The organism is Streptosporangium sp. NPDC020145, from assembly GCF_040631275.1.
Classification (GTDB): domain Bacteria; phylum Actinomycetota; class Actinomycetes; order Streptosporangiales; family Streptosporangiaceae; genus Streptosporangium.
Map to the genome: position 1 here is coordinate 388568 of NZ_JBEXZT010000003.1, position 24548 is coordinate 413115.

A 24548-nucleotide genomic window follows, 5' to 3' on the forward strand; every position below is an offset into this window, starting at 1 on the left:
GAGCTCACACTCCCAACTGCTCGTTCAGAGCCTTGATTGCGGTTTGCGCGTCGGTGAAGTGGATGGCGCGCCACCCGGCCGCCTCGGCTCCCTCGCAGTTCTTGGCGAGGTCGTCGACGAACAGGGACTGCGCGGCGGGGATGCCGGAGCGCTCGACCGCCAGGTCGAAGATCTCCCTGGCCGGCTTGCGGTGGCCCACCTCGAAGGACAGGACGACGTCGTCGAAGAGGCCGTCGGGGCTGAGCATGCGGCGCCAGTGCGCGTCCCAGGCCGGGACCATGTTGGACAGCAGCCCGACGAACAGTCCCTCGGCCCTGACCTCCCGCAGCCGGTCGGCCCACTCCTTGTTCAGCTCCCTGCCGTCGAACCAGGCGTCGGCGAGGGTCGTCATGTGCAGGTCGATGCCGTGGTCGGCGCGCAGCAGCTCCCCGATCTGGGCGAGCCACTCCTGCTCGGTGACCAGCGGGGTGTCGATGGGCAGCATCACGTCGTCCGTGCCGTACGACGCGGTGACCTTGAGGATCGCGTCGATCAGCGGCTCCTGACGGATGCCCTGCCTCTCGCAGAAGACGGCCAGGGTGTGACTGATGGGCGGCGTCAGCACGCCGCCGAAGTCGGTCCACACGGCCAGGACGGGTTGGGTCATCGGGGCACCATCACCATGGTCGATTCGGCGATCGTGATCGCCTCCTGAATGAAGGCGACGTTCACCGTTGCGGTGCCGTCACCCGAGTCCGTACGGGTCGCCGCGGCCAGCACCGGCTGGTCGAGCTCCGCGAACCGCCCGAAGGATCCGGAGACCGTGGCCGGCCAGGCGGTGACGTCGCCCATCACGACGAGGGCGAGCTGACGGGCCGCCTCGGTCAGGGTCATGGCGGGCAGGTGGTCGTAGTCGTGGTCGAAGATCGCACGGTTGCCGTACCTCGGCGTCACCCTGGCGCTCACCGCCGATGGACCCCGCTCGACCTGCGAGATCACCACGTTCATCGGGCTGACCCTGCCAACCGTGTACGGCTCGGCCTGGTCGGGGGCGGGCACGTCCTCCAGGTCCCCGGTCAGGGGGGCGGGGGTGCCGCGCAGCACGTTGCGCAGCGCCTCGTGCTCGGTGTGCGTGACGATCTGCACTTCCATGGTGTGCGTGCCGATCGGGACGTCGCCGATGGAGAGGTCCTGGCGGACGGCGCCCTTGCGCACCTTGCCCGCCCTGACGCGGATGGTCTCGAAGTGGTTGTCGATCCGCAGCTCACCCGGCCTGCGCCCGGTCCGCAGCGCGGACGGGTCCGGCAGGTCCAGCGAGAAGGTGTTGACCATCATCGTGGTGTCCGGGGGGAGCCCGAGAAGGTGGGCGCCCGCGATGCCTGCCTGCCTGCCCGCCTCAAGGATGAGCAGCGGGTCGAAGTGGGCCGGTCGCGACAGATGGTCGCTGTAGTAGCCGTGACTGAGCGGAAGCTGTGCCGCGGCCAGGAAGCGGGACTCCCCCGCCGGGACCAGGTCGGTTACGAAGACCTCCGCGACGGAGGCCCTGTGGACCAGGCGGCGTTCCACCGTACGGCCGAAGCTGAGCTCCCGTGGGGAGATCAGGTCCCCGGTCGTCATCCGTACCTCCACAAAATGCCGGAATAAGTCGGAGATCACTGTGGCACGGCGCGATGAAATTCAAATAAAAGTGCCATAAAAATGCGCCCGCATACCACTTTCGATCCGCCGCCTTGCCCCTTATATCCACATCCCCCTAATGTCGTTTTCCAGCGGTGATCCGCATTCACGAAAGGAATCCGATAATGACTCTGGACGTTCTGCAGGAAAAGATCCGCGGCATCATCTCCCAGGAGCTCGAACTGGAGGACGGCGAGCTCACCGCAGAGGGACACTTCATCGACGAATACGACGCCGACTCCCTCTCGCTCATCACGATCCTCGCCAGGATCGAGAAGGAGCTCGGGATCGTGGTGCCGCAGGACGAGCTGCCGAACATGCCCAACCTCCAGGGCGTCTTCGACGTCGTGGGGACCATCAACAGCCGGGAGTCCCAGGGTGTCTGAACACCACCGGGTGGTCATCACCGGCCTCGGGGCGGTGAGCAGCATAGGCATCGGGGTCGAGAACTTCATCGAGGGCATCCGAGAGGGACGCAACGGCGCCTCGAAGATCGCCAGCTTCGACGCCGGCAACTTCCCCTACACGACGGCCGGTGAGGTCCACGACTTCCAGCCCGAGGCGATCCTGGAAAGGCTCGACGTCGAGCGCTGGGGGCGCAGCAGCCTGTTCTCGGCGGCCGCGGCGCGGCTGGCCGTACAGGACGCGAAGCTCGACCCGGAGCTGCTGTCCGCCTCGCGGGCCGGCTCCATCATGGGGACCACCGCGGGCGAGGCCCAGGTCCTGCAGGCCGCGGTCGAGCAGTGGGTCACGGACGGGCTCGGCGAGGTGGACGGGCGGCTCGCCGCCATGACACCGGTCAGCCAGATCGCCAACTCCGTCAACCACGAGCTGCGGCTCACCGGTGACGCCCAGACCATCCCCACGGCGTGCTCGGCGAGCAACATGGCGCTCGGCTACGCCTACGACCTGGTGCGCACCGGCGAGGCCGACTTCATGCTGGCCGGCGGGGCGGACGCGGTCAACCGGGCCTGCCACGCCGGGTTCTACCGGCTGGGCGCGCTGGCCGAGGACCTGTCCCGGCCGTTCGACCTCAACCGCTCCGGCATCCTCACCGGTGAGGGCGGCGCGGTCCTGCTGCTCGAACCGCTGGACCACGCCGTGGCCCGGGGGGCCACGATCTACGCCGAGGTGCTGGGCTACGGCGTGAACTGCGACGCCCGGCACATGGTCAACCCGGACGCGCCGAGCATCGCCGAGTGCATCCGCATCGCCCACCGCTACGCGGGGGTCAAGCCCGAGCAGATCGACTACATCTGCGCGCACGGCACCGGAACGCCGACCAACGACTACACCGAGGTCAGCGCGGTCCGCGAGGTGTTCGGTGAGCGCATCCCGCCGATCAGCTCCATCAAGTCGATGATCGGGCACACGATGGGCGCCGCCAGCGCCTTCGGCGCGATCGTCTGCGGCAAGGCTCTGCAGGACGGGTTCCTGCCGCCGACCGCGAACCTGGACAAGCTCGACCCGGCGCTGGGCGACGGGCTCGACGTGGTCCCGGGCAAGGCCCGTACGGCCACGCCGAACATCGTGCAGAACCAGGGTCTCGCGTTCGGCGGGAACAACGTCGTTACGATCTTCGGGAGGGTGGCGTGACGACGACCGTCGCCGTCAGACCTTTGACGATCACGGCCTGCGGGGTCGTCTCACCGGCGGGCCTGGGCCTGGACGTCCTGGGTGGCGCGCTGCGCTCCGGCGTCGAGGCGCACACCGCGCCGGTGAGCGGCTTCGAGGACGTGACCGACGGCTACCCGCCGCGGCCCGTGTGGGCGGTGCCCGACCTCAAGGTCGCCGAGCACCTGGGCCGCAAGGGGCTGCGTCACATCGACCGCTTCACCCTGCTCGGCCTGATCGCCTGCAAGCTGGCCCTGGACGAGTACGGCAGGCCCCTCACCGACGAGGAGCGCGCCGACACCGGGGTGGTCATGGCGACCAACACCGGCAGTCTGGTCAGCATGCTTGAGGTGGGCCGTGACACCCTCCTCCAGGAGAAGCCCTACCTCGTCAACCCCGCCAGGTTCCCCAACGTCGTCACCAACGCCTGCACCGGCCAGATCGCGATCCGCAACTCCCTCACCGGGGTGAACGTGGTCATGTCGGGCGGTCAGGCGGCGGGGCTGGCCGCGGTGCGCTTCGCCCGCACCACGATCGGCGACGGGCGTTCGAGCAGGCTGCTGATCGGCGGCATCGAGGAGCTGTCGGAGGTGGCGGCCTGGGGCTGGCACAAGTCCGGCGCGCTCCGCGAGGACGCGGCCGTCGGTGAGGGGGCCGCGGCCTTCCTCGTCGAGGACGGCGAGACCGTCGCCGCCGAGGGCCGTACCGGCCTGGCCGACCTGCTGGCCTGCGAGGTCGGCTACTACGGCGCCAGGGACGCCGAGGGCCGCCTTGAGGGGCTGCGCTCGGGCATCGAGCGGGCGCTTGAGCGCAGCGGGGTCTCCCCCGGCGAGGTGGACGTCGTCGCGGTCGGCGCGGCCGGCCAGATCGGCGTCGAGGAGACCGAGGAGCGGGCGCTGCGCGAGGTGCTGGGCCGTTCCGTGCCCACGGTCCGGGTGTCCGAGACGCTCGGCGAGCTGTACAGCGCCAGCGTCCCCCTGCAGATCGCCGCGGTCCTGGCGCTGTGGCGCGCCGAGCCCGCCGAGCACACCCGTGTCGCGCTGGTGACCTCCATCGGCGGTGACGGCAACGCGGGCTGCCTGGTGGTGCGCGAATGCCGATGAACGAGGGGTGTGTCGGCAAGGTCTACCCGCCGACCGCGCCCTACGAGGTCGGCAGGGAGAAGATCAGGGAGTTCGCCGCCGCCGTCCGGGAGGGCAACGCCGCCTGCTGGGACACCGAGGCGGCGCGGGCCCTCGGCTATCCGGACATCATCGCCCCGCCCAGCTTCCCCATGGTGCTGACCCTGGAGGCCGAGCACGACGCGGTGCACGACCCCGAGCTGGGCGCGGCCAACCAGAACCGCTTCGTCCACCGCGAGCAGCGCTTCGCCTACAACCGGCCCATCCACGCCGGGGACGTGCTGACCGTGACGGTACGGCTCGCGGGCGTGGACTCGGTGGCGGGCAACGACGTCGTCACCTACGAGAGCACGCTCACCGCGGCCGACGGTGAGCACGTGTGCACCGGCCGGTCGACGTTCGTCATCTTCGGCCAGGAGGGGGGTGACGTCCGGTGACGGTCGAAACGGCCGCACGGCCTCGCTACGAGGACATCGAGCCGGGTTTCCGGCTGCCGGGCCGTACGTTCCGGGTGGAGCGCAAGGACCTCGTCAGGTACGGCGGCGCCGCCTGCGACTACAACGTCATCCACTGGGACGACAGGACGGCGGTGGCGATGGGGCTGCCGAGTCCCATCGCGCACGGCATGTTCACCATGGGCCTGGCGCTGGGCGTGCTGACGGACTGGGCGGGCGACGCGGGAGCGGTCGTCGACTTCGGCGGCCGGTTCCCCCGGCTCGTCCCGGTGCCCAACGACGGTGTCGGCGTCGAGCTGACGGTCGAGGCCACGGTCATGGAGAAGCTGGAGCCGCCCAGGCTCAGGCTCAGCGTGGCCGTACGGCTCGGCGGGAGCGACGGCGGCAAGGTTCTCACCATGCCCAGGACCATCGTGGCGCTGCGGTAGCGCCCGCCTCCTTCCCGGGTCGTCGCCGGGACAGGAGGCGGGGGCTCACCCGGCTTCGGCCAGGATCTCGTGGTGGAGCCGCTGCAGCTCGGCGGACGGTTCCAGGCCCAGTTCCTCGTGCAGGACCCTGCGCAGGTCGCGGAAGGCCAGCAGGGCCTCGCCCCGGCGGCCCGACAGGTGCAGCGCCTCGATGAGGCGGGCGTGGAACCACTCGTTGAGCAGGTTGCTCGCCACCAGGCCGCGCAGGTCGGGGATCAGCTCGCGGTGCAGGCCCAGGCGCATGTCGGCCTCGACGGACAGCTCCATGGCCCTCATCCGCTTCTCCTCCAGGTGGGCGACGTGACGGGTGAGGACCGGGCCGAGCGGAACGTTGGTCAGCGGCGCCCCCCGCCACATGCCCAGCGCCTCGCGCAGCAACCGCGCGGCCTCCGCCGTACGGCCCGCCACCAGGGCGGTCCTGCCGTCGGCGACCAGCCGCTGGAAGTGACGGATGTCCACCTGGTCCTCCGTCACCCGGAGCTGGTAGCCGGTCGGCTCGGTGATCAGCAGATCGGCGAGCCCCGGTTCGCCGCTCTCCTTGGCCAGCATCTGGCGCAGGTGGTAGACGTGCGTGCGGATCGTCGCGACCACGGTCTTCGGTGGCGCCCCGTCCCACAGCTCCTCGGCCAGGGTGTCGATGTCGACCACCTGACCGGGCCTGAGCAGCAGCAACGCGAGCAGCCTGCGGACCTTGGGACCGCGCGGGACCCAGACCCCCTGTTCGGTCCGCAGTTCGAAGGAGCCGAGGATGGAAAAGTTGATCATGTTCTCTCCCCCCCAGGGAAATGACCTGACGGAGGAGAGTCTGCATATGCCACCTCAAATAGTGATACTGCGCTAAAGACACATCGGATGTCTCCAAAGAGACATAGCACCACCAATGAGAAGCAGGTCGGGACGTGTCCAGACCGTGCGGCGTGATTTACGTCTCCCCCGCAACCGCCCTCAAGCCGAGGAGGTCGAGGTGCCGCTGAATCCGGCCTTCGCCGGCCGGGTCTACCCGGCCACCGTTCCCTATCTGGTCGGCCGTGAGAAGATCCGCGAGTTCGCCGCAGCGATCGGCGACACGAGCGACGACCCGGCCGCCCCACCGACGTTCGCCATCGCGCTCACCCTGCGCGCCGAGGTCGAGGTCGTCAGCGATCCCGATCTCGGGCTCGACCTGACGCGCCTGCTCCACCGCGACCAGCGCTTCGAGCACAGGCGCCCCATCAGGGACGGCGACGAGCTGACCGTGACGGTCACGATCAGCGAGGTCGGCCGCGTCGGCTCGACCGACACGGTCACCCTCACCAGCGACCTGCGCACCGTCGCGGGCGAGCACGTGTGCACCACCACCTCGACACTGATTGCGCAGAGCGATGACTGAACCGCTGCCTCGATACGACGACGTCACCCCGGGGACCGCGCTGCCCCGGCTGACGCACGTGATCCGCCGGGGCGACCTGGTGCGCTACGCGGGCGCCTCCGGCGACCTCAACCCCATCCACTGGAGCGAGCGCGCCGCGACGGAGGCGGGCCTGCCCACGATCATCGCGCACGGCATGCTCACCATGGGCGTGGCCATGCGGCTGGTCAGCGACTGGGCGGGACGGCAGGCCGTCCTCGAATGCGGGGGCCGCTTCGCCAGGCCCGTCGTCGTCCCGGACGACGAGGCGGGCGTCGAACTCGTCGTCGACGGCGTGGTCGCCGAGAAACTGGACGGCTCCCGGGTCCGCGTCGACCTGACCGTCCGCTGCGGCGGGGAGAAGGTCCTGGCCCGCCCCCGGGCCGTCGTCGCACTCAACTGACCCAGACAACAGAGAGGAACTCCACGATGCCGACCTTCGTGGGCGCCTACTCCTGGACCGAGGTCCCCGCGACGGGGATCACGGTCATCGAGGCGGGCGCGGTAACCGGTACGTTCACCGACATCGTCAACCCGTTCCACCTGGCCCTGTCCCCGTCGGGACGGACCCTGTACGCCGCGAGCAACGCCCCCGAGGGACGGGTGTTCGCGCTGACGGTCGGGGACGACGGGTCGCTGACCCCGCTGAACGACCAGCCGACCGAGGGCGCGGGGACGATCCACGTCCTCGTCCACGCGGGCCACGTCTACGCGACCAACCACGACTCGGGAGAGGTCGTGGTCTTCCCGGTCAACGACGACGGGAGCCTCGGCCCGGTGCGGCAGTCCGTCAAGCACCTCGGCTCCGGCCCCAACGAGCTGAGCCAGCTCGGCCCGCACCCGCACGTGACGGTCCCCGACCCGACCGGCGACCGCGTACTCGTGCCGGACAAGGGCAACGACCAGCTGTACGTCTACCGCCTCGACGAGGGACTGCTGGTCCCGCACAGCCAGGTGCACCTCGGCGCGGGCACCGGCCCCCGTCACCTGGTCTTCCACCCGGACGGCCGCCACCTCTACGTGGTCAACGAGCTGGTCTCCACGGTCACGGTCTGCGGCTACGACCCCTCGACGGGCGCCCTGTGGACGGCCGGTTCCGCCCCCACGCTCCCCGACGGGGAGGACGGCTGGAACGCCCCGTCCGCGCTCGTCCTGTCGGCGGACGCCCGGTTCGTCTACGTCGCCAACCGGGGCCACGAGAGCCTCACCGTGCTGCGGGTCGACAAGGAGGGCGCGCACCTGGAGCCGGTGCAGAACCTCAGGCTCTCCGAGGAGCCGCTCAGCACGATGCCCTGGGACCTCGTGTTCGACGTGTCGGGCACGACGCTGCGCCTGGCCAACCAGTCGGCGGGGACGGTCGTCGCCCTGACCGTCGACCCCGAGACCGGCCTGCTCTCGCTGGACGGCGCCCCGGCGGTCGAGGTCCCCGGCGCGGCCTGCCTGCTGCCCTTCTGACTCCGGAGCCCGAACGACGACAGGCGCCGGACCCCGTCGGGGTCCGGCGCCTGTTCGTCTCTCGTGGGGGGAGGGCGCCTCAGTCGTCCACGTAGCCGCCGAAGCGCCGGGCGGTCTCCGCCTCCTGGGCGATGCGCCTGAGGGAGGAGACCACGGCGTCGCCGATCGCGGTCCAGATCACCACGGCCTCCGCCATGCTGTCGAGGTCGGGCCTGCCCATGATCGCGGTGATCTCCAGCTCGGCCAGGTGGCCGACCGTCTCGGCGTACTCCCCGAGCAGGGCGAAGTAGTCGTCCTGCCGCAGGCGGTGCATGGTGGCCAGCGCCTCGGTCAGGCTCAGCCTGGCCGGGTTGCGGGGACCGACCCGCCACTCCCGTTTGGCGATGAGCTCCTCGACCTGGCGGGACGCCTCGGTCCAGGCCTCGTCCTCGACGTGGTCGCGACGGGTCGTCAGGGCGTATTGAGCCTTGCCGAGCGCGCTGAGGCTGTTCATCTGCGAGTCCATCAGGGTGAGGACGTCGCGCGCCGCGGCGATGCTCAGGCCACCGACCTCCACCAGCGCCCTGGCCAGCTTGAGCCTGCGCAGGTGGGTCTCCTCGTACTGCGCCTGGTTGGGGCTGGTCCGCTCACCCGGCGGCAGCAGCCCTTCCCGCATGTAGTACTTGATCGTCGGGATCGGCACTCCGCTGCGACGGCTCAGCTCCGCGATCCGCATACCTCTCCTCCCCTCCCCCTGCCACGTCCCCCGGCCGTCTTCCCAGTGGGCGGAGACGACCGGAGGAACGGCCTTGACCGCATCGAATCGATTCAGGATAGACAGCGAACCCTCCGCTATCCACTTTCCACGGTTCTGAGCGGCTTGATTTCCTCGATCCGGGCGACCGGAGCGGGGGGACGGGCCGGGGTGAGCAGTGCGGCGAGGGCTCCCAGGGCGAGGATGACGGTGCCCGCCCACAGCGCGGGCCGCAGGCCGGAGACGAACTCCTCAGGCCCCGAGTAGCCGCCCGTGGCGGCGAAGAGCCCGGACAGTACGGCGATGCCCATGACCACGCCGACCTGCCGCATGGAGCTGTTGACGCCGGAGGCGACCCCCTCCTCCTCGACGGAGACGAAGTCCAGCGTCTGCCTGGCGCTGAGCGCGAAGAACAGGCCCATGCCCAGTCCCGCGACCACCATTCCGGGCAGCAGCACGAGGTAGGAGACCTCGGAGGAGACGACCAGCGCGAACCAGGCCAGCGCCCCGCCCTGAAGGACCGCGCCGGCCACCATGAGCCGCCTGACGCCGAGCCGCTCGCCGAACATGCCCGCGAGCGGGGCGACGAGGACGGGCATCATCGTCCACGGCAGCGTGCGCAGCCCGGCCCCCATGGGCGAGAAGTTCAGCACGTGCTGCAGGAACTGCGTCAGCAGGAAGACCGCGCCGAACATGCCGCCCTGGACGAGCAGCGCGACCAGGTTGGACAGGGTGAACCCCCTGCTGCGGAACAGCCTGGGCGGCACGACCGGGTTGGGGACCCGGCCCTCGAAGAGGACGAACCAGACCAGCAGCGCGGCTCCGGCCGCGACGGGGGCGATCACCTGCGGGCTTCCCCAGCCGAGGGTGGTGCTGCGCACCATGCCGAAGACGACGCCGAGCAGGCCGAGCGTGACCAGCAGGGTTCCCCGGACGTCGAGACGGCTGTAGGGGCCGTGGCTCTCGGTCAGCATGCGCAGCGCGAGCGGCACCAGGATCACCCCGATGGGGACGTTGATCCAGAACACCCAGTGCCAGTCGCCGAGTTCGACGATCATGCCGCCGATCCAGGGGCCGACGGCGATGGCCAGGCCGCTCATGCCGCTGAGCCCGGCGATGGACATGCCCCTGCGCTCCTGTGGCACGGACTGCACCACCAGGGTCAGCGCGAGGGGGAAGATCACCGAGGCTCCGACGCCCTGCACGGCCCGCGCCAGGACGAGCCACTCCGCGGAGGTGGCCATGGCCGCGGCCGCCGAGGCCAGGGTGAACAGGGTGACGCCGCCGACGAAGACCCTGCGCCGCCCGAAGCGATCCCCGAGGATCGCCGCGGTGAGCAGGAAGATCGCGTATGTCAGCGTGTAGGCGTTCACCGTCCACTCAAGGCTCTCAAGTGAGGCGTTGAAGCGGTCACGAATAGTCGGTAACGCGGTGGTGACGACGAGGTTGTCCATCGACGCCATGAAGGCCGCAACCCCGGTGATCAGGAACGTGGACAGGCCGCCGCCTCGCACATTCACAAGACGCCTCCATCTCAAAGGACCTTGCGAAGACTCGCACAGATAGTAGATATTATCACTATCGGGTTTTTATCGATAGTAGTGATATCCACTATCCACTGGCGTCCAATGGGAGGGGACTGATGTTCTCCGCACTTGGCAGGTTCGCCGCGAGACGCCGACTATGGGTCGTCATCGGCACCCTGCTCTTCACCGTCGTGGCAGGCGGATGGGGATCGGGCGTGCTGAGCAGGCTCGGTGGCGGCGCGGGCTTCGACGACCCGGGCAGCGAGTCGGTGCACGCGGACGAGATCGTCGCGGGCCCCCTCGGCCGGTACGCGAACGACCTCGTGGTGCTCTACGAGAGCCCGGACAAGACAGTCGACGACCCCGCCTTCTCCGGCCCCCTCCAGAGCGCCCTGGCCGCGGTTCCCCGTGACAACGTCTTGCGCCTGGAGACCTACTGGACGACCAAGTCCCCGGACTTCGTCTCCAAGGACAAGCACGCGACCTACGTCGCGATCCAGCTCAACTCCAGCAACGACCAGCAACGCGTGCTGCAGCTGCGCGCGATCCAGGACAAACTCAAGGTCGACGGCCTGACCGTCCGCTTCGGCGGCCTGACCTCGATGACCGACCAGGTGAACCGGCAGACGCTGCGTGACCTGATCTTCGCCGAGTCGCTGTCGGTCCCCCTCCTGCTCATCCTGCTGGTGCTGATCTTCCGCAGTTTCATAGCGGCGGCGCTGCCACTGCTCATCGGCTTCACCGCGGCCTTCGGCTCGTTCGCCGTGCTGCGCTTCGTCACCTTCTTCGCCGACATCTCGACGTTCGCGATCCAGGTGATCAGCATCCTGGGCCTCGGTCTGGCCATCGACTACGCCCTGCTCATGGTCAACCGGTTCCGTGAGGAGATGCGCAACGGCCACTCCGTCGACGAGGCGGTACGGCGCACCATGGTCACCTCGGGCCGCACCATCGCCTTCTCCGGCCTGATCGTCGCCATGTCCTTCGCCGGCCTGACGGTCTTCCCGTCCAGGTTCCTGCTCTCGATGGGCTTCGCGGGGGCGGGCGTCACGCTGCTGGCCGTACTGGCGACGCTCACCGTGCTGCCCGCGGTGCTGCGCTACGCCGGACCCCGGGTGAACGGCCGCAAGGAGCGCCGCGGCCAGGTCACGACCGTCCCGGCGACCGAGGGCCGCTGGTACCGGCTCACCCAGTCCGTCATGCGACGCCCGCTGGCCTTCACCGCCGTCATCGTGGTCGTGCTGGTCGGCCTGGGCCTGCCCTTCCTCGGCGTCAACTGGGCGCGTCCCGGTGACTGGGTGCTGCCCATGCAGGCCGACGCCCGCCTGGTGACCCAGAAGCTGGCCACCGACTTCTCACACGACCCGGCCAAGCTGGTGACCTCGGTCGTCGAGGGCAAGGCCGACACCGCCGCCCTCGACGCCTACGCCCGCAGGCTCGACGCGGTCGCCAACGTGGACAGCGCGCGGGTGACCGGCACCGCGGCCGACCAGGCCAGGCTCGCCATGGGCTACTCGATCGACCCGATGTCCCCCGAGGCCCGCACGATGGTCGAGAACCTGCGCGCGGTCGCCCCGCCGCCCGGCACCAAGGCCTCCTTCACCGGAATGCCCGCCTCCCGGGTGGACATCGTCGACATGGTCATCTCCCGGATGCCGTGGATGGCGTTGTTCGTGGCGGTGGTCTCCTTCGTGGTGCTGTTCCTCGCCTTCGGCTCGGTGGTACTGCCGCTGAAGTCGATCGTGCTCAACCTCCTGTCGCTCTCGGCCTCCTTCGGCGCCATCAAGCTGATCTTCCAGGACGGCTGGCTGTCCGGATTGCTGGGCTTCGTCCCGGTCGGCGCGATCGACGTCAACTTCCCGGTGCTGATCGTGGCGATCGCCTTCGGCCTGGCCATGGACTACGAGGTCTTCCTGCTGTCGCGCATCCGCGAGGAGATGGAGCGCACCGGCGACCCGGTCGAGTCCATCGCCCTGGGCGTCCAGCACACGGCGAGGATCATCACCAGCGCCGCCCTGCTGCTGGTCGTGGTCGTCGGCGGCTTCGTGATCTCCGGCATCACGTTCATGAAGATGGCCGGCGTCGGCCTGCTCATCGCGGTCGTCGTCGACGTGACGATCGTCCGCGGCCTGCTCGTCCCCGCCACGATGCGCCTGCTCGGCCACGCCGCGTGGTGGGCACCCGCCCCGCTCAAGCGGGTGTGGGAGAGGTTCGGCGTGCGCGAGACCAGCGACGCCGACGACATCGACCTGGCGCCCCGCCCCGCAGGAGTGTGACCCGTGACCACCATGGAATACCGCGTGCTCGGCCGTACCGGGCTGAAGGTGAGCAAGATCTGCCTGGGCGCCATGATGTTCGGCTCCTGGGGCACCTCGGAGCAGAGCGAGGTGACCAAGATCATCGGTACGGCGCTCGACGCGGGCGTGAACTTCGTCGACACCTCGGACAACTACTCCGGGGGCGAGTCGGAGCAGCTCGTCGGCGGCGCCCTGGCCGACCTGGGCGCGCGGGACAAGGTGGTGCTCGCCACCAAGTGCCACATGCCGATGGGTGACGACCCGAACTCGCGCGGCAACTCCCGGCGGTGGATCTTCCAGGAGGTCGAGAACAGCCTGCGCCGGCTCGGCACGGACTGGATCGACCTCTACCAGATCCACCGTCCCGACCTCACCACCGACATCGACGAGACCCTCGGCGCGCTCACCGACCTGGTCCGCGCCGGGAAGATCCGCTACTTCGGCACCTCGACCTTCCCGGCCCACCTGCTCGTCGAGGCGCACTGGACCTCGCAGTTCCGGGCCAGGGAGCGCTTCGTCTGCGAGCAGGCGCCGTACTCACTGCTGGTACGCGGGATCGAGGGCGACGTGCTCCCGGTGTGCGAGGACCTCGGCACCGGCGTCATCACCTGGAGCCCGCTGGCGGGCGGCTGGCTGAGCGGGACCTACCGCAAGGACAGGGAACTGCCGTTCACCATCCGCAGCTTCGTGCTGCCGGAGCGCTACGACATGCAGCTGCCCGAGAACCAGCGCAAACTGGAGGCGGTCGAGGCGCTGGCCGGGCTCGCCGAGCGGACGGGCGTCAGCCTGATCGAGCTGTCGCTCGCCTTCGTGCTCCAGCACCCGGCCGTCACCTCGGTGATCATCGGCCCCCGTACGGCGGAGCACCTCGACAGCCAGCTCCCGGCGGCGGAGGTGACCCTCACCGCGGAGGTGCTCGACGAGATCGACAAGATCGTTCCGCCCGGCGTCACGCTCAACCCGCACGACGCCGGTTGGCGTCATCCGGCACTGGAGGACCAGGCCAGACGACGTCGTTGAAACTTCATGAAATATGATTCGGCCTTAATGACATAGCACACAAGCGCACAATCCCAGCTGGGAGCGGTCGTCGGCAATTGAAATGTGAGCCTTCCTATATGTTTGCCGACGGCCGCACCCCCAGTCAGTGCGGACCGTGGTGCCTCGAATACAGTCATATTTTGTTTTTGGAGTGTCATTAACGTTGCACGGGATACGCCTTGCCTAGATAATGTTAGGAGCAGGACCGGCTACGCTGGCGTTCGGGGGAACGAGTCCAGCAATGCATTCCATGGTTCGCTTACTTCATTGCAGCCAGACCAGCCGTAGCGGATCGGTCCGTACATGCTCGAAGTTCGTCCATTGAAATGCACGGGGATGACGATGCAAGGGACCAGTATCGGCGCACTGCTCACACCTCACCAGCGATTCACGTTAAACAGTTCAGCAATACTTGAAGTGTACGAAGCCCGCCTGCGGGAGCTGTCCAGCCCGCTGGTCAGAAGCCCTGAGATCTGGGAGGAATGTCGGTTACAGGCCGAATTGGTACTCACGGAGTGCGCTGAGACGCTCAAGAGCGGGGAGCGGAGAACCCCCCCGCGGTTCACCGAGCTGCCCGCCCACGCCACCAGCCAGATCGACCCCCTGGAGGCCGCACTCGGCTGGACGGAGCTGTTCGACGCGGCGTGCGACCGCCTGCCCTCCATCCTGGACGGCCATCCGGACGAGGCGGAGCTGCGCAGGGCGTTCCTGACGACCCTCAACCGGGGCATTCTCGCCCTCACCCAGGTCCTGGCCGCCAAGCGGGACGCCATGACGCTCGACCGCATCCACGAGACCCAGATCGACGACCGTCACCGGCTCGCGCGGGACATCCACGACTGGATCGGCAGCGGCGTCAGCATGGCCCTTCTCCACCTCGACCTGTTCGAGAGCCAGCGGCAGGCCGAGGGCATGGAGGCGGACATCAGAAACATCCGCCAGGCGCTCTTCGAGATCTCCCAGGGTGCGAGGAGGCTGGTCTCCGGGCTCCGGCTGCGCGTGGCCGAACCTCCTCTCGCGGTCGCCCTGAAGGAGTTCGCCCGGGACGCCGCACCGGCGGAGACCGAGGTGAGCGTCGCCGTCCACGGGGACGAGCGCCTGCTGCCCGACCACTACAGGAGCGAGATCTTCGCGGTGCTCCGCGAGGGCATGCGCAACGCCTTCGCGCACTCCAAGGCCGGCAAGGTCGTCACCCGTGTGGACATCGTCTCAGGAGACCTTCTCGCGACGGTCGACGACGACGGCACGGGGCTGATCGTCAAGGACAAGGAGAACAGCGCGGGGCTCTCCTCCATGAGAGAGCGCATCGAGCTACTACACGGGGTTTTCCACCTCGCCAGCCGCCTGTCCGCAGGCACGCGGCTCCGGATATGGGTCCCGCTTCCAGGAGCTTTGTCATGCCGGAATCAAATGATCGGATTCGGATTCTCGTCGCCGACGACCACACCCTGTTCCGAGACGCCCTCTGTCAGGTACTGAGGGCCGAGGACGACTTCCACGTCGTGGGGGACGCCTCTGACGGCCCCGGGGTGATCTCGCTCGCCGCCCATACCAGGCCGGACATCGTGTTGCTCGACGTGGAGATGCCCAACCACCATCCCGCGCGGACCATGCCTCGCCTCCTGGAGATATCGCCGCCGCCCAAAGTGATCATCCTGAGCATGCACGACGACCCCCAGCTGGTCCAGGACCTGCTGGCCGCCGGCGCTCACGGATACCTGCACAAGGCCATCCGCAGCCAGGAGCTGCTGGTGGCCATCCGCAGCGTGCACGCCGGGCGCCACGGGGTGACGGTGCTGGTCTCCCAGGCGATCGCCCCGGCTCCGCGCGCCGCTCCGCAGGGCGTCCTCACCGAACGCGAGCAGGAGGTCCTGGCGCTGGTCGCCAAGGCGCTCAGCAACCGGCAGATCGCCGTTCAGCTGGCGATCACCGAGGGGACCGTCAAACGGCACCTGCGCAACATCTTCGGCAAGCTGTCGGCCGTCTCCCGCATCGACGCGGTCAACAAGGCGATCGGGACGGCTCCCACCCATCCGCTCCTGCGGTCGGCGCACGCCGCACCGCCCCCTCTCACCAGCCTGAAGCAAATTATGGATCGCGCTACTATCGATACATGATTATCCATTGCTGGGAGGTGCCGTGACACGCACCCTCCGCCTCGTTTCCGGCTGGCATCGCCCGCTCGTCGTGTTCAGCGCCGTGCTGACCGGCCTCGCCGTGTTCAGCGCGGCCGGCATGCTCGTCGACGAGCGCACCCTCGACGGCGCCTCCGTCTGGCTCAAGCCGTTCAAGTTCGCCCTGTCGTTCATGGTCTACAGCCTGACGCTCGCCTGGCTGCTGCCGATGCTCGGCCGTACGCCCGAACTGGCCAGGAAGACCGGGACCGCGATCGTCGGGCTCACCACGGTCGGGGTCGGGCTCATCGTCGTGCAGGCCGCGCGGGGTAGGCACAGTCACTTCAACATCAGCACCCCCCAGGACGCCGCCGTCTTCGGCGTCATGGGCATGCTCGTCACGATGCTCGCGGTCGTCACCATGGTCGTCGCGGTGCTCGCGCTGCGTCAGCAGACCGGTGACCGGGTGACCACGGCCGGGCTGCGCTTCGGGCTGCTGGTCTGCCTGCTGGGCATGATGGTCGCCTACTACATGGTGGGCGGCACCGGGCGCGCCGAGGCCGCCGCCGCGGGAACCCTGGCCGCGGGCGCGCACAGCGTCGGCGTCCCCGACGGCGGCCCCGGCATGCCGATCCTCGGCTGGAGCACCACGGGAGGCGACATGCGCGTCCCCCACGCCGTCGGCCTGCACGCGCTGCAGGTCATGCCGGTGCTCGCGTTCCTGCTCACCGCGCTCTCCCGCCGCCTGCCCGCGCTCGCCCCCGAGCGTGTACGGCTCGGCCTGGTGTGGACCGCCGGGCTCGGCTACGCCGGGCTCGTGGTGCTGCTGACCTGGCAGGCGCGCCGGGCCCAGCCGCTGATCCACCCCGACGCCCTCACCCTGACCGCCCTGGCCGCCCTGGCCGGCGCGGTCGTCGTGGCCGCGGGGCTGGTCGTGACGTTCGGACGCAGGCAGCCGCTCGTGCGCGCGGCCGTGGGGAAGGGGCTGTCATGACGGTCGACACCCTCTTCACCATCACCTTCCCGCTGACCGTGCCGTTCTGGGCGTTGATGGTCTTCGCCCCGACCTGGTCGATCACCCACCGGATCATCTCCTCGCCGCTGATCATCCTGCCGCAGCTGGCGATCTACCTGACGCTGGCCATCCCGCGCTTCCCCGACCTGTGGGAGGTGGTCAGCAGGCCCGACCTGGACCTGATCACCGCCTTCTTCGGGCGAAGGGACGGCGCCGCCATCCTGTGGGCGCACGTCATCGCCTTCGACGTGTTCATCGCCCGCTGGATGTATCTCGACTCCAGGGAGCGCCGGGTCCACCCGCTGCTGATGGGACCGCTGCTGGTCTTCACGCTTCTGCTCTCCCCCATGGGGCTGCTGATCTACCTGGCGATCCGCACCGTCGTCGGACCGCCGAGGACCACGCCGTCCACCGAACGCCTGGCGCCGGGGTGAGACCCTCCGCCGGGAAACACGAACGAGGCCCAGGTCGAGATGACCTGAGCCTCGTTCGTGTGTGGTGCGCCGCCAGGGACTCGAACCCCGGACCCGCTGATTAAGAGTCAGCTGCTCTAACCAACTGAGCTAGCGGCGCCTGCGACGGAGGTAACTCTAGCAGTCCTCCGCACGGCGGCGCACATCGGCTACATCCGGAGAAGACAGACGAGGACCGGGCGGCCCCCCAACCGCCCGGCCCTCGCCTGGAAAGAGGTCCCGGGGCCGAATGGTCCCCCAACCATCCAGCCCCGGCCTCATCGCGGGCCCGCCTTCGCCTCCCCCAAGACTCCGGCGGCTCCGCTCTAGGACGCGATCCCCCTCGCGTCCGTTTCCGGTGAAAAGTCTCCTGCTGTAGCTCCCCCGGGCTTCGCAGAACCCCTTGACCTGCTTCAACAGTACAGAAGCGAACGTAACGAGCACGTCATCCGAGGGTTGATTTTGGGCCTACACCCGGAGATGACCCGGTATCACCGGACGTCCTCCTCAAGGAGGAGCCTCACTCGGGCAGTTCGAGCCTGACCTCGGTCTGCTCCCTCAGCGCCCGGCTCACCGTGCAGTATCGCTCCTCGACCCGCTTGGCCACGGCACGGAAGACCTCGTCGGCCGCGTCGTCCCCCTCGGGGAGCTCGACGTCGTAGGTGACGGTGATCGGGCCGAGCAGCGTCGGCTCAACCTTCTCCGCCTGGACGGTCATCGCCAGGCGCACGAGCCGGTGCCCGCGCTTGGCGGTGAGGGGCTCGACGGTGACGATGTTGCAGCCGCCGAGCGCGGCGAGCAGCAACTCGACCGGGGTGAAGACCCCCTGCTCGTCGCCGCCGCCCATGACGACCTCGGCCCCGCGGTCGTTGCGGGCCACGAAGCCGTTCTCGGTCCGTTCGACGTTCACCCGAGCCATGACGCTCCTCCCCGTGTTCCCCGGCCAACCCTACCCAGGCGGCCGGTACGGCGGGCGCCCGGCACGGGCGGGCGTCTCAGGCGTCGGGGTGCTGCGACAGGTACTCGATGTAGAAGGGACGGAGCGCGTCGCCGAGCTCCCCCTCACCGGACGCCATGGCGTCGCTGAGCAGCGCCGAGACCCGGCTCAGATCATTGGCCGTCTCGTCCTCGTTCCCGGTTGACGCCTCCGCGGCGGGAATCACCTTGAGCAGTTCCCACAGGAAGGCGAAGTCTCCGTGGTGCACGGCGTAGCGGACCGCCCGATCATGCAGTTCCTGGGCCGACAGCGCCTCAAGCTGGTCCGTCTCCAACTTCCTCACCCCCTCACGCGCCCTTCTGCCCCCAGATCGCGTCGATCATTCATGTTCTGCCCGCGTACGGCATCGCCCATGCATGTGCGCCACCACGCCGCGACGGCGTGACCCCGAATCCGTGACCGAACAGCCGCGCCGACGCGTCCCAGACTGTTTAGTGTCCAGGTATGCCCGTCCGACCCCCATGCGAGGATGCCCGAACGTGAGAATCATCATCAAGATCCTGGTTGTGGCGGCCGCCCTGTGGGCGGCGACACAGCTCGTGAGCGGCATCACGGTGTCCGCGACGTCCACCAGCAGTCAGATCGTCACCCTGATCGCGGTCGCCCTGGTCTTCGGTGTCGTCAACGCGGTACTCAAGCCGATCATCAAGGTCCTCGGCTGCGCCTTCTATGTGCTCACGCTGGGCCTGTTCGCCCTGGTGGTGAACGCCGGCCTGCTGCTGCTCACGAGCTGGATCGCCGAGCAGCTCCGTCTGTCGTTCCACGTGGAGGGCTTCGGCGCCGCCTTCTGGGGCGCGATCATCGTCGGTCTGGTGAGCTGGCTGCTCGACCTGGTCCTCGGCGACTGACGACCCGCGCCGGAAGACCGCGACCAGGCCGGGGGAACGGCGGACGGCCGTTCCCCCGCTGGGAACGACCCGGGTAACGCACCATGACGTGACTCCTCCGCTCCCTGCGGGCCGCTCGACCGTGCCCGCGGCCGAACGGGTCATGTTCGCGATCCGCAGATCCTCGTGCACGGTCACGTCATAGGCGCGGACCAGGGCGAGCGCGGCCTTGTGCCCGTGGTCAAGACGCTGACGGCGGACCTTGCCGTGCAGGGCGGCGACCCGTGCCACGGCCTTACGGCGCCGCCGCGAGCCGCGCTTCTTATGGGCCAGGGCCCGCTGCGCCCCTGCGAGACGATCAGCGGTCACAGCGAAATAGCGCGGGTTGGCGACGTGCTCACCGCCGGAGGTGGTCACCAGCGAGGCGACCCCCATGTCGATACCCGCCACCGCGCCCCTGGCGGGAAGTGGTTCGGCGGGCACGTCCTCGCACGACAGCACCACGTACCAGCGGGAGCCCTCCCGCTTGACGCCGATCGTCTTCACTCGGCCCTTGACCGGCCGGTGCCGGTGCGCCCGGATGTGCTTCAGGTCGGCCGACTGCTCGCCGTAGCGGATCGTGACGCCCGCCTTGCGGTAAGCCGTACGGCGGCGCTCCAACGCGGCGTTGTACAGGACCCGGTGGTCCTCCAGGCACGCCGCCAGCGCGATCTCCTGATGACGGGTAGGGCGCAACAGGAACGTGAACGACCTGCGCACACCCCACCCCCCTCACGTTCGGCAACGACACCGTCACGGTATCGGCAGGCACCGACAAAACCAGGAAGGACATCCGCGATGCGCGGACCAGGCGGGTCAATGCACGCTCGGGTCTTGGCGGCCCTCCCGCTCCAGCTCCCGATTCTCCCGTCACCTAAAGGCGACCGTCCCCTCGAAAGAATCTGATGAGGCGCCCACAATGGACGCGGCCCCGTTGAACCGACGTCCTCCGCCCTACGTACCAGATAGGGATGACGGAGTTGACTAACGGTGTCACCCTTTAACAAGTCATGTCGGTTAAATCTTCATAGCACAGTGATAGGGCCGTTCTGAGAGAGCCGCTCCTTGTGTCCTAACCGTTACGTTGACGGCGCACCCCCCGACACGAGGAGAGATCACATGCTCCGCAGAAATGCCGTGGCAGTGGGCGTCACGCTCGCCGCCGCGTTGGTAGCGACCCCCGCCCTCGCCTCCGTAACCACCGGCGCAGCCTCCGCCGATCCCCTTTATGTTCAGGCGAAGGCCCAGGCCGCCGCCGTCGTCAAGCCCGCCCCCGAACTGGTCTCCGCGCTCACCCGCGACCTCGGCATCACCGGTGAGCAGGCCTCGACCCGCCTGGTCAACGAGAGCGCGGCCTCCAAGGTCGAGCCCGTCGTCGCCAAGCAGCTCGGCGTCGCCTACGGCGGCACCTGGGTCACCGGCCCGACCTCCGACCTTGTGGTCGCCACCAGCGACTCCAAGCAGCTGACCGCCATCCTCAAGACCGGCGCCCAGGCCAAGCTGGTCAAGCACTCGCTGGCCGCGCTCACCGCGGCCCAGGAGGGCCTCAACCGGCAGGCCAAGGAGTCCTCCCCCTCCTCGGTGAACGCCTGGTACCTCGACGTCCGCAACAACTCGGTGGTCGTGCTGGCCTCCGACGTCGCCGCGGGCCAGTCCTTCGTCGCGGCCAGCGGCGTGGACAAGGCGCTGGTCAAGGTCGAGCAGTCGAGCGAGAAGGCCAGGACGTTCTACGACCTGCGCGGCGGCGACGCCTACTACATCGGCAGCGGCAGCCGCTGCTCGATCGGCTTCTCCGCCACCCGTGGCGGCCAGAGCGGCTTCGTCTCCGCGGGTCACTGCGGCAGCACCGGCAGCTCCACCAGCGGCTCCAACCGGGTCGCGCAGGGCACCTTCCAGAACTCCGTCTTCCCGGGCAGCGACTACTCCTGGATCGCCACCAACTCCAACTGGACCCCGCGTGGCGTCGTGGTCCAGAACGGTGCCACGATCCCGGTGAACGGCTCGACCGTCGCCCAGGTCGGTTCCTCGGTCTGCCGTTCCGGCTCGACCACCGGCTGGCACTGCGGCACCGTCCAGCAGCTCAACAGCAGTGTCGCCTACCAGGAGGGCACCGTCTACGAGGTGACCCGGACCAGCGTCTGCGCCGAGCCCGGCGACTCCGGTGGTTCGTTCATCTCCGGCGACCAGGCCCAGGGCGTCACCTCCGGCGGAACGGGTAACTGCTCCTCCGGCGGCACGACCTACTTCCAGCCGGTCGGCGAGATCCTGCAGGCGAACGGCCTCACCCTGGTCACCAGCAACGGTGGCCCGAACCCGACGCCGACCTCGACCTCGACCCAGAACCCCGGTGGCACCTGGGCCGCCGGCACCGCCTACAGCGCGGGCGCGACCGTGACCTACGGCGGCTCGACCTACCGTTGCCTCCAGGGCCACACCGCGATGCCCGGCTGGGAGCCGCCGAACGTCCCGGCCCTCTGGCAGCGCGTCTGACACCGGGCCATCCCGGGTCCCCTCGACGGCGCCTGCCCGCGTGAGGACCCACGGACCGGCCAATGAGCGGACGGCCTCCCGACAGGGCCGTCCGCTCGGCAGGAAGGCCCGGCACCGAACCACGGTGCCGGGCCTTTCGCGTGTCGGACGCCGCGTTCAGAAGGCGCCGGGCTCGGCCGTCCCCCTGCCGACCGAGCCGCGCTCGCGCAGCTCGGGGGCCTGGACGATACGCCGGCGGCGGGTGTTGCCGTCGGCCGCGGCCACCACCGTGCGCACGGCGGCGCGGATGATGCCGTCGATGTCCCAGTCGACCGTGGTGAGCCCCGGGGTGAGCAGCCCCGACATCGGGTGGTCGTCGTAGCCCATCACCGACACGTCGGCGGGGATGCGCAGCCCCCGTTCCGTCGAGGCGGCGTAGACGCCGTAGGCGATCGAGTCCGCGAAGCAGAAGAACGCCCGGTGCCCGTCCGCGAGCATCGCGTCGGCCACCCCGGTCGCCGCGGTGAGCGCCTGCGGCGCGGTGACCACCTCGATGTCCAGGCCCAGCCGTCCCGCCTCCGCGAGCACGTGCACGTCCGCCGGGCGGTCCGGGGTGCTCGCCCTGGTCGGGGTGAGTACGGCGATGCGCCCGTGTCCCCGGTCCCGCATGTGTTCGAGCGCCAGCGTGACCCCCGCCCGGTTGTCGAAGACGACCTCCCCGGCGGTCCGCGCGCCCGCCAGGCCGTCGCCGATCGAGACGACCGGCAAACTCTCACACAGTTCCGGCCACACCTCGGCCGCCGGGTCGACCGGCTGCACGATCAGGGCGTCCACCCGCTGGTCGCGCAGCTGCCTGGCCAGGGTCCGTTCCCGGTAGGGATCGCCCGCGGCGTCCAGGATCAGCGCGTACCGGTCGTTGTCCTTCAGCGACCTGCCGATGCCGACCGCCAAGGCCTGCTGCCAGAGGTCCTCAAGCGAGCCGCAGAGCAGTCCGATCGTCCCTGTCCTGCCGCTGGCCAGCGCGCGGGCGATCGGATCGGCCTCGTAGCCGAGTTCGGCGGCCACGCGCCGGACCCGCTCGATGGTCTCCTCCGACACCTGCAGGCCGCGCAGGGCGTAGGAGACCGACGCCGGGGAGAGACCGGTGGCCTTCGCCACCTCACGTATAGTCGCTCGTTTCCGTGGCTGGGGCACTTGTCCACCCTATGCCGGAACCCCCGTCTGAACAGGGGTATGCCGTACATCCGGATGGTTCGGGGCATCGCCCCCCATAAGGTGAACCGATTCACTGAATCGGTTCACTGAACCGTGTCACCCGGAGACGTAGTAAGGTCAGAGCTGTTACCTATATTCTAGGTAGGGAATACCACGAAAGGAAGGGGAGAAAAATGGCCGTCGACGTGCACCAGCACCTGTGGGCGCCCGCGTTCGTGGACGCGCTGCGCCGCCGTACGGCTCCTCCCCGCCTGGACGGCTGGACCCTGCACCTGGACGGCGAGCCCCCCTACGAGGTCGACCCGGCCGACCACGACCTCGCCGTACGGCTGGCGCGCAACGAGGACCTGGAGCTGGCGCTGGTCTCACTGTCCAGCCCGCTCGGCATCGAGACGCTGCCGCCCGAGGAGGCCTGGCCCCTCATCGACGCCTACCACGAGGACGCCCTGGCGCTGCCCGCCCCCTTCGGCGCGTGGGCGGCGGCCTGCCTCTCCGACGTCGACCCGGCCAGGCTCGCCAAGGCCCTCGACCAGGGGCTCGCCGGGCTCCAGCTGCCCGCGACGGCCATCGGCGACGAGGCGGGGCTGGCCGGGGTCGCGCCCCTGCTCGACGTGCTCGCCGAACGCGACCTGCCGCTCTTCGTGCACCCCGGCCCCGCCGGGACGCCCACCGGCCCCGGCTGGTGGCCCGCCGTCGTGCCGTACGTCCAGCAGATGCACGCCTCCTGGTATGCCTTCGCCGCCTTCGGCCGTGCCCGCCACCCCGACCTGCGGGTCTGCTTCGCCCTGCTGGCCGGGCTCGCGCCGCTGCACTCCGAGCGCCTGATCAGCCGGGGCGGCCAGAGCCGGGGCCAGGTGGACCCCGGCGCCTTCCTTGAGACCTCCTCCTACGGTCCCCGGGCCATCGACGCCGTCATCCGCGAACTCGGCATCGACGTCGTGGTCAACGGCTCCGACCAGCCGTACGCGACCGCACCCGACCCCGCGCTCGGCGAGGCCGCCGGGCACGCCATCGCGGTCACCAACCCCAGCCGTCTGTTGAACCGAAAGGAGTCGCGCAAGTGAACGTGAATCAGTCCCAGGGCAGCGGGCGCTGCCGTCTCCTGGGAGGCATCCGATGAGCTTCGACGCCCTGCCGGAGCGCGCCCTCGACCGGCGTGAGCTCCGCGACCTGGTCGACGCGCTGGCGGCGGACCCGTCACGCTGGGAGGACCAGGTGGCCTTCCCCGAGGAGGGGGGCCGCCACTACGCCTCCCTCTACCGGGACGCCTACGTGGACGTCTGGCTGCTGTGCTGGCGCCCCGAGGACGACACCGGCTGGCACGACCACGACATCTCCTCCGGCGCGGTCCGCGTGGTGGCCGGCACGCTGCTTGAGTGCAATCCCCGTATCGGCGGCGAGCACCTGGAGACGGTGGTCTCGGCGGGTGAGTCGTTCTCCTTCGGGCCCGACCACATCCACCGGCTGACCGGGGCCGTGAACGGCAGCGTCTCGATCCACGCCTACTCGCCGCCGCTGTGGCGCCTGGGCCAGTACTCGATCAGCGACACCGGGGTGATGCGCCGTGTCTCGGTGAGCTACGCCGACGAGCTGCGCCCGATGGACGACCTCGCGGAGAACGGCGAGGTCGCCGTCGCGTAGGAGGCGCCGGGATCACTCCAGGATCGC

At 69.4% G+C, this 24548-nt stretch carries 26 protein-coding genes, 1 tRNA gene and 1 pseudogene; 18 read left to right on the forward strand and 10 right to left on the reverse strand.

Annotated features, from left to right (window positions below):
• Positions 1-4: 4 nt before the first annotated feature.
• Positions 5-646 (reverse strand): HAD family phosphatase, encoded by a 642-nt coding sequence (locus ABZ463_RS07315; protein WP_352010357.1) that lies wholly within the window; start codon positions 644-646, stop codon positions 5-7.
• A complete protein-coding gene (locus ABZ463_RS07320; RefSeq protein ID WP_352010356.1) occupies positions 643-1596 on the reverse strand; it encodes an AfsA-related hotdog domain-containing protein in 954 nt (317 codons plus the stop codon). The genes ABZ463_RS07315 and ABZ463_RS07320 overlap by 4 nt, the downstream gene beginning before the upstream one ends.
• A gap of 185 nt (positions 1597-1781) precedes the next feature.
• Here ABZ463_RS07320 and ABZ463_RS07325 point away from each other — a divergent pair, with 185 nt between their 5' ends.
• The 5 genes from ABZ463_RS07325 to ABZ463_RS07345 are packed head-to-tail and all read left to right on the forward strand — an operon-like array spanning position 1782 to position 5274.
• Entirely contained in the window at positions 1782-2042 is a 261-nt protein-coding gene (locus ABZ463_RS07325; protein ID WP_184719879.1) for an acyl carrier protein, read from the forward strand.
• Positions 2035-3252, forward strand: a complete 1218-nt coding sequence (locus ABZ463_RS07330; RefSeq protein ID WP_352010355.1) for a beta-ketoacyl-[acyl-carrier-protein] synthase family protein — start codon at positions 2035-2037, stop codon at positions 3250-3252. Before ABZ463_RS07325 ends, ABZ463_RS07330 begins: the two co-directional genes overlap by 8 nt.
• Positions 3249-4373, forward strand: coding sequence for a beta-ketoacyl synthase N-terminal-like domain-containing protein (locus ABZ463_RS07335; RefSeq protein ID WP_362773999.1), 1125 nt, complete (start codon positions 3249-3251; stop codon positions 4371-4373). The genes ABZ463_RS07330 and ABZ463_RS07335 overlap by 4 nt, the downstream gene beginning before the upstream one ends.
• Complete coding sequence (locus ABZ463_RS07340; protein WP_352010353.1) at positions 4364-4828, forward strand: MaoC family dehydratase N-terminal domain-containing protein; 465 nt, start codon at positions 4364-4366, stop codon at positions 4826-4828. Before ABZ463_RS07335 ends, ABZ463_RS07340 begins: the two co-directional genes overlap by 10 nt.
• Positions 4825-5274, forward strand: coding sequence for a MaoC/PaaZ C-terminal domain-containing protein (locus ABZ463_RS07345; RefSeq protein WP_352010352.1), 450 nt, complete (start codon positions 4825-4827; stop codon positions 5272-5274). Before ABZ463_RS07340 ends, ABZ463_RS07345 begins: the two co-directional genes overlap by 4 nt.
• Before the next feature lie 45 nt (positions 5275-5319).
• Here ABZ463_RS07345 and ABZ463_RS07350 read toward each other — a convergent pair whose 3' ends face one another.
• A complete protein-coding gene (locus ABZ463_RS07350) occupies positions 5320-6078 on the reverse strand; it encodes an AfsR/SARP family transcriptional regulator (protein ID WP_352010351.1) in 759 nt (252 codons plus the stop codon).
• Between the two features lie 199 nt (positions 6079-6277).
• On the opposite strand from ABZ463_RS07350, the gene ABZ463_RS07355 reads away from it, so the two are divergent.
• From ABZ463_RS07355 to ABZ463_RS07365, 3 genes are read left to right on the forward strand one after another with little or no spacing between them, the layout of a single operon-like run.
• Positions 6278-6682 (forward strand): MaoC family dehydratase N-terminal domain-containing protein, encoded by a 405-nt coding sequence (locus ABZ463_RS07355; RefSeq protein ID WP_352010350.1) that lies wholly within the window; start codon positions 6278-6280, stop codon positions 6680-6682.
• Positions 6675-7103 carry a MaoC/PaaZ C-terminal domain-containing protein gene (locus ABZ463_RS07360; protein ID WP_352010349.1) on the forward strand — a complete coding sequence of 143 codons (429 nt, stop codon included), beginning with the start codon at positions 6675-6677 and terminating at the stop codon, positions 7101-7103. The genes ABZ463_RS07355 and ABZ463_RS07360 overlap by 8 nt, the downstream gene beginning before the upstream one ends.
• Before the next feature lie 26 nt (positions 7104-7129).
• Positions 7130-8155: a lactonase family protein gene (locus tag ABZ463_RS07365; protein ID WP_362774005.1), complete on the forward strand. Its 1026-nt coding sequence runs from the start codon at positions 7130-7132 to the stop codon at positions 8153-8155.
• 79 nt (positions 8156-8234) lie between these two features.
• Here ABZ463_RS07365 and ABZ463_RS07370 read toward each other — a convergent pair whose 3' ends face one another.
• Together ABZ463_RS07370 and ABZ463_RS07375 are read right to left on the reverse strand one after the other, a co-directional pair.
• Positions 8235-8870, reverse strand: coding sequence for a MerR family transcriptional regulator (locus ABZ463_RS07370; protein WP_352010347.1), 636 nt, complete (start codon positions 8868-8870; stop codon positions 8235-8237).
• A gap of 116 nt (positions 8871-8986) precedes the next feature.
• A complete protein-coding gene (locus ABZ463_RS07375; RefSeq protein WP_352010346.1) occupies positions 8987-10408 on the reverse strand; it encodes an MFS transporter in 1422 nt (473 codons plus the stop codon).
• 122 nt (positions 10409-10530) lie between these two features.
• On the opposite strand from ABZ463_RS07375, the gene ABZ463_RS07380 reads away from it, so the two are divergent.
• The 6 genes from ABZ463_RS07380 (at position 10531) to ABZ463_RS07405 (ending at position 17315) form a co-directional block, all read left to right on the forward strand.
• Positions 10531-12690 carry an MMPL family transporter gene (locus ABZ463_RS07380; RefSeq protein WP_362774009.1) on the forward strand — a complete coding sequence of 720 codons (2160 nt, stop codon included), beginning with the start codon at positions 10531-10533 and terminating at the stop codon, positions 12688-12690.
• Between the two features lie 12 nt (positions 12691-12702).
• Positions 12703-13731, forward strand: coding sequence for an aldo/keto reductase (locus tag ABZ463_RS07385; protein WP_352010733.1), 1029 nt, complete (start codon positions 12703-12705; stop codon positions 13729-13731).
• Between the two features lie 438 nt (positions 13732-14169).
• The gene (locus tag ABZ463_RS07390) at positions 14170-15231 is read left to right on the forward strand and encodes a histidine kinase (protein ID WP_362774012.1); all 1062 of its coding nucleotides are present in this window, start codon (positions 14170-14172) and stop codon (positions 15229-15231) included.
• A complete protein-coding gene (locus ABZ463_RS07395) occupies positions 15150-15869 on the forward strand; it encodes a response regulator transcription factor (RefSeq protein WP_362774015.1) in 720 nt (239 codons plus the stop codon). Before ABZ463_RS07390 ends, ABZ463_RS07395 begins: the two co-directional genes overlap by 82 nt.
• Before the next feature lie 22 nt (positions 15870-15891).
• Positions 15892-16860, forward strand: a complete 969-nt coding sequence (locus ABZ463_RS07400; RefSeq protein ID WP_362774018.1) for a hypothetical protein — start codon at positions 15892-15894, stop codon at positions 16858-16860.
• On the forward strand, positions 16857-17315 hold the full coding sequence (locus ABZ463_RS07405) for an ABA4-like family protein (protein ID WP_362774020.1): 459 nt from the start codon (positions 16857-16859) through the stop codon (positions 17313-17315). The genes ABZ463_RS07400 and ABZ463_RS07405 overlap by 4 nt, the downstream gene beginning before the upstream one ends.
• A 62-nt stretch (positions 17316-17377) precedes the next feature.
• Here the strand turns inward: ABZ463_RS07405 and ABZ463_RS07410 are convergent.
• The 3 genes from ABZ463_RS07410 to ABZ463_RS07420 all read right to left on the reverse strand — a co-directional run bounded on the left by ABZ463_RS07410 (position 17378) and on the right by ABZ463_RS07420 (position 18613).
• Positions 17378-17454: transfer RNA gene (locus ABZ463_RS07410), tRNA-Lys, on the reverse strand.
• Positions 17455-17853: 399 nt separating this feature from the next.
• Positions 17854-18252, reverse strand: a complete 399-nt coding sequence (locus ABZ463_RS07415; RefSeq protein ID WP_352010338.1) for an OsmC family protein — start codon at positions 18250-18252, stop codon at positions 17854-17856.
• 76 nt (positions 18253-18328) lie between these two features.
• Positions 18329-18613 carry a hypothetical protein gene (locus tag ABZ463_RS07420; protein ID WP_352010337.1) on the reverse strand — a complete coding sequence of 95 codons (285 nt, stop codon included), beginning with the start codon at positions 18611-18613 and terminating at the stop codon, positions 18329-18331.
• Between the two features lie 196 nt (positions 18614-18809).
• On the opposite strand from ABZ463_RS07420, the gene ABZ463_RS07425 reads away from it, so the two are divergent.
• Complete coding sequence (locus ABZ463_RS07425; protein ID WP_352010336.1) at positions 18810-19178, forward strand: phage holin family protein; 369 nt, start codon at positions 18810-18812, stop codon at positions 19176-19178.
• Between the two features lie 141 nt (positions 19179-19319).
• Here ABZ463_RS07425 and ABZ463_RS07430 read toward each other — a convergent pair.
• Positions 19320-19916 (reverse strand): annotated as a pseudogene (locus ABZ463_RS07430) (transposase); the annotation flags it as partial.
• A gap of 399 nt (positions 19917-20315) precedes the next feature.
• Between ABZ463_RS07430 and ABZ463_RS07435 the strand changes: the two are divergent.
• Positions 20316-21686, forward strand: coding sequence for a carbohydrate-binding protein (locus tag ABZ463_RS07435; RefSeq protein WP_352010335.1), 1371 nt, complete (start codon positions 20316-20318; stop codon positions 21684-21686).
• A 156-nt stretch (positions 21687-21842) separates the two neighbouring features.
• On the opposite strand, the gene ABZ463_RS07440 is transcribed toward ABZ463_RS07435, so the two are convergent.
• A complete protein-coding gene (locus ABZ463_RS07440; RefSeq protein WP_362774026.1) occupies positions 21843-22823 on the reverse strand; it encodes a LacI family DNA-binding transcriptional regulator in 981 nt (326 codons plus the stop codon).
• A gap of 230 nt (positions 22824-23053) precedes the next feature.
• On the opposite strand from ABZ463_RS07440, the gene ABZ463_RS07445 reads away from it, so the two are divergent.
• Together ABZ463_RS07445 and ABZ463_RS07450 are read left to right on the forward strand one after the other, a co-directional pair.
• Positions 23054-23944, forward strand: a complete 891-nt coding sequence (locus ABZ463_RS07445) for an amidohydrolase family protein (protein ID WP_352010333.1) — start codon at positions 23054-23056, stop codon at positions 23942-23944.
• 52 nt (positions 23945-23996) lie between these two features.
• Positions 23997-24521, forward strand: a complete 525-nt coding sequence (locus ABZ463_RS07450; RefSeq protein ID WP_362774030.1) for a cysteine dioxygenase family protein — start codon at positions 23997-23999, stop codon at positions 24519-24521.
• Positions 24522-24548 lie beyond the last annotated feature (27 nt).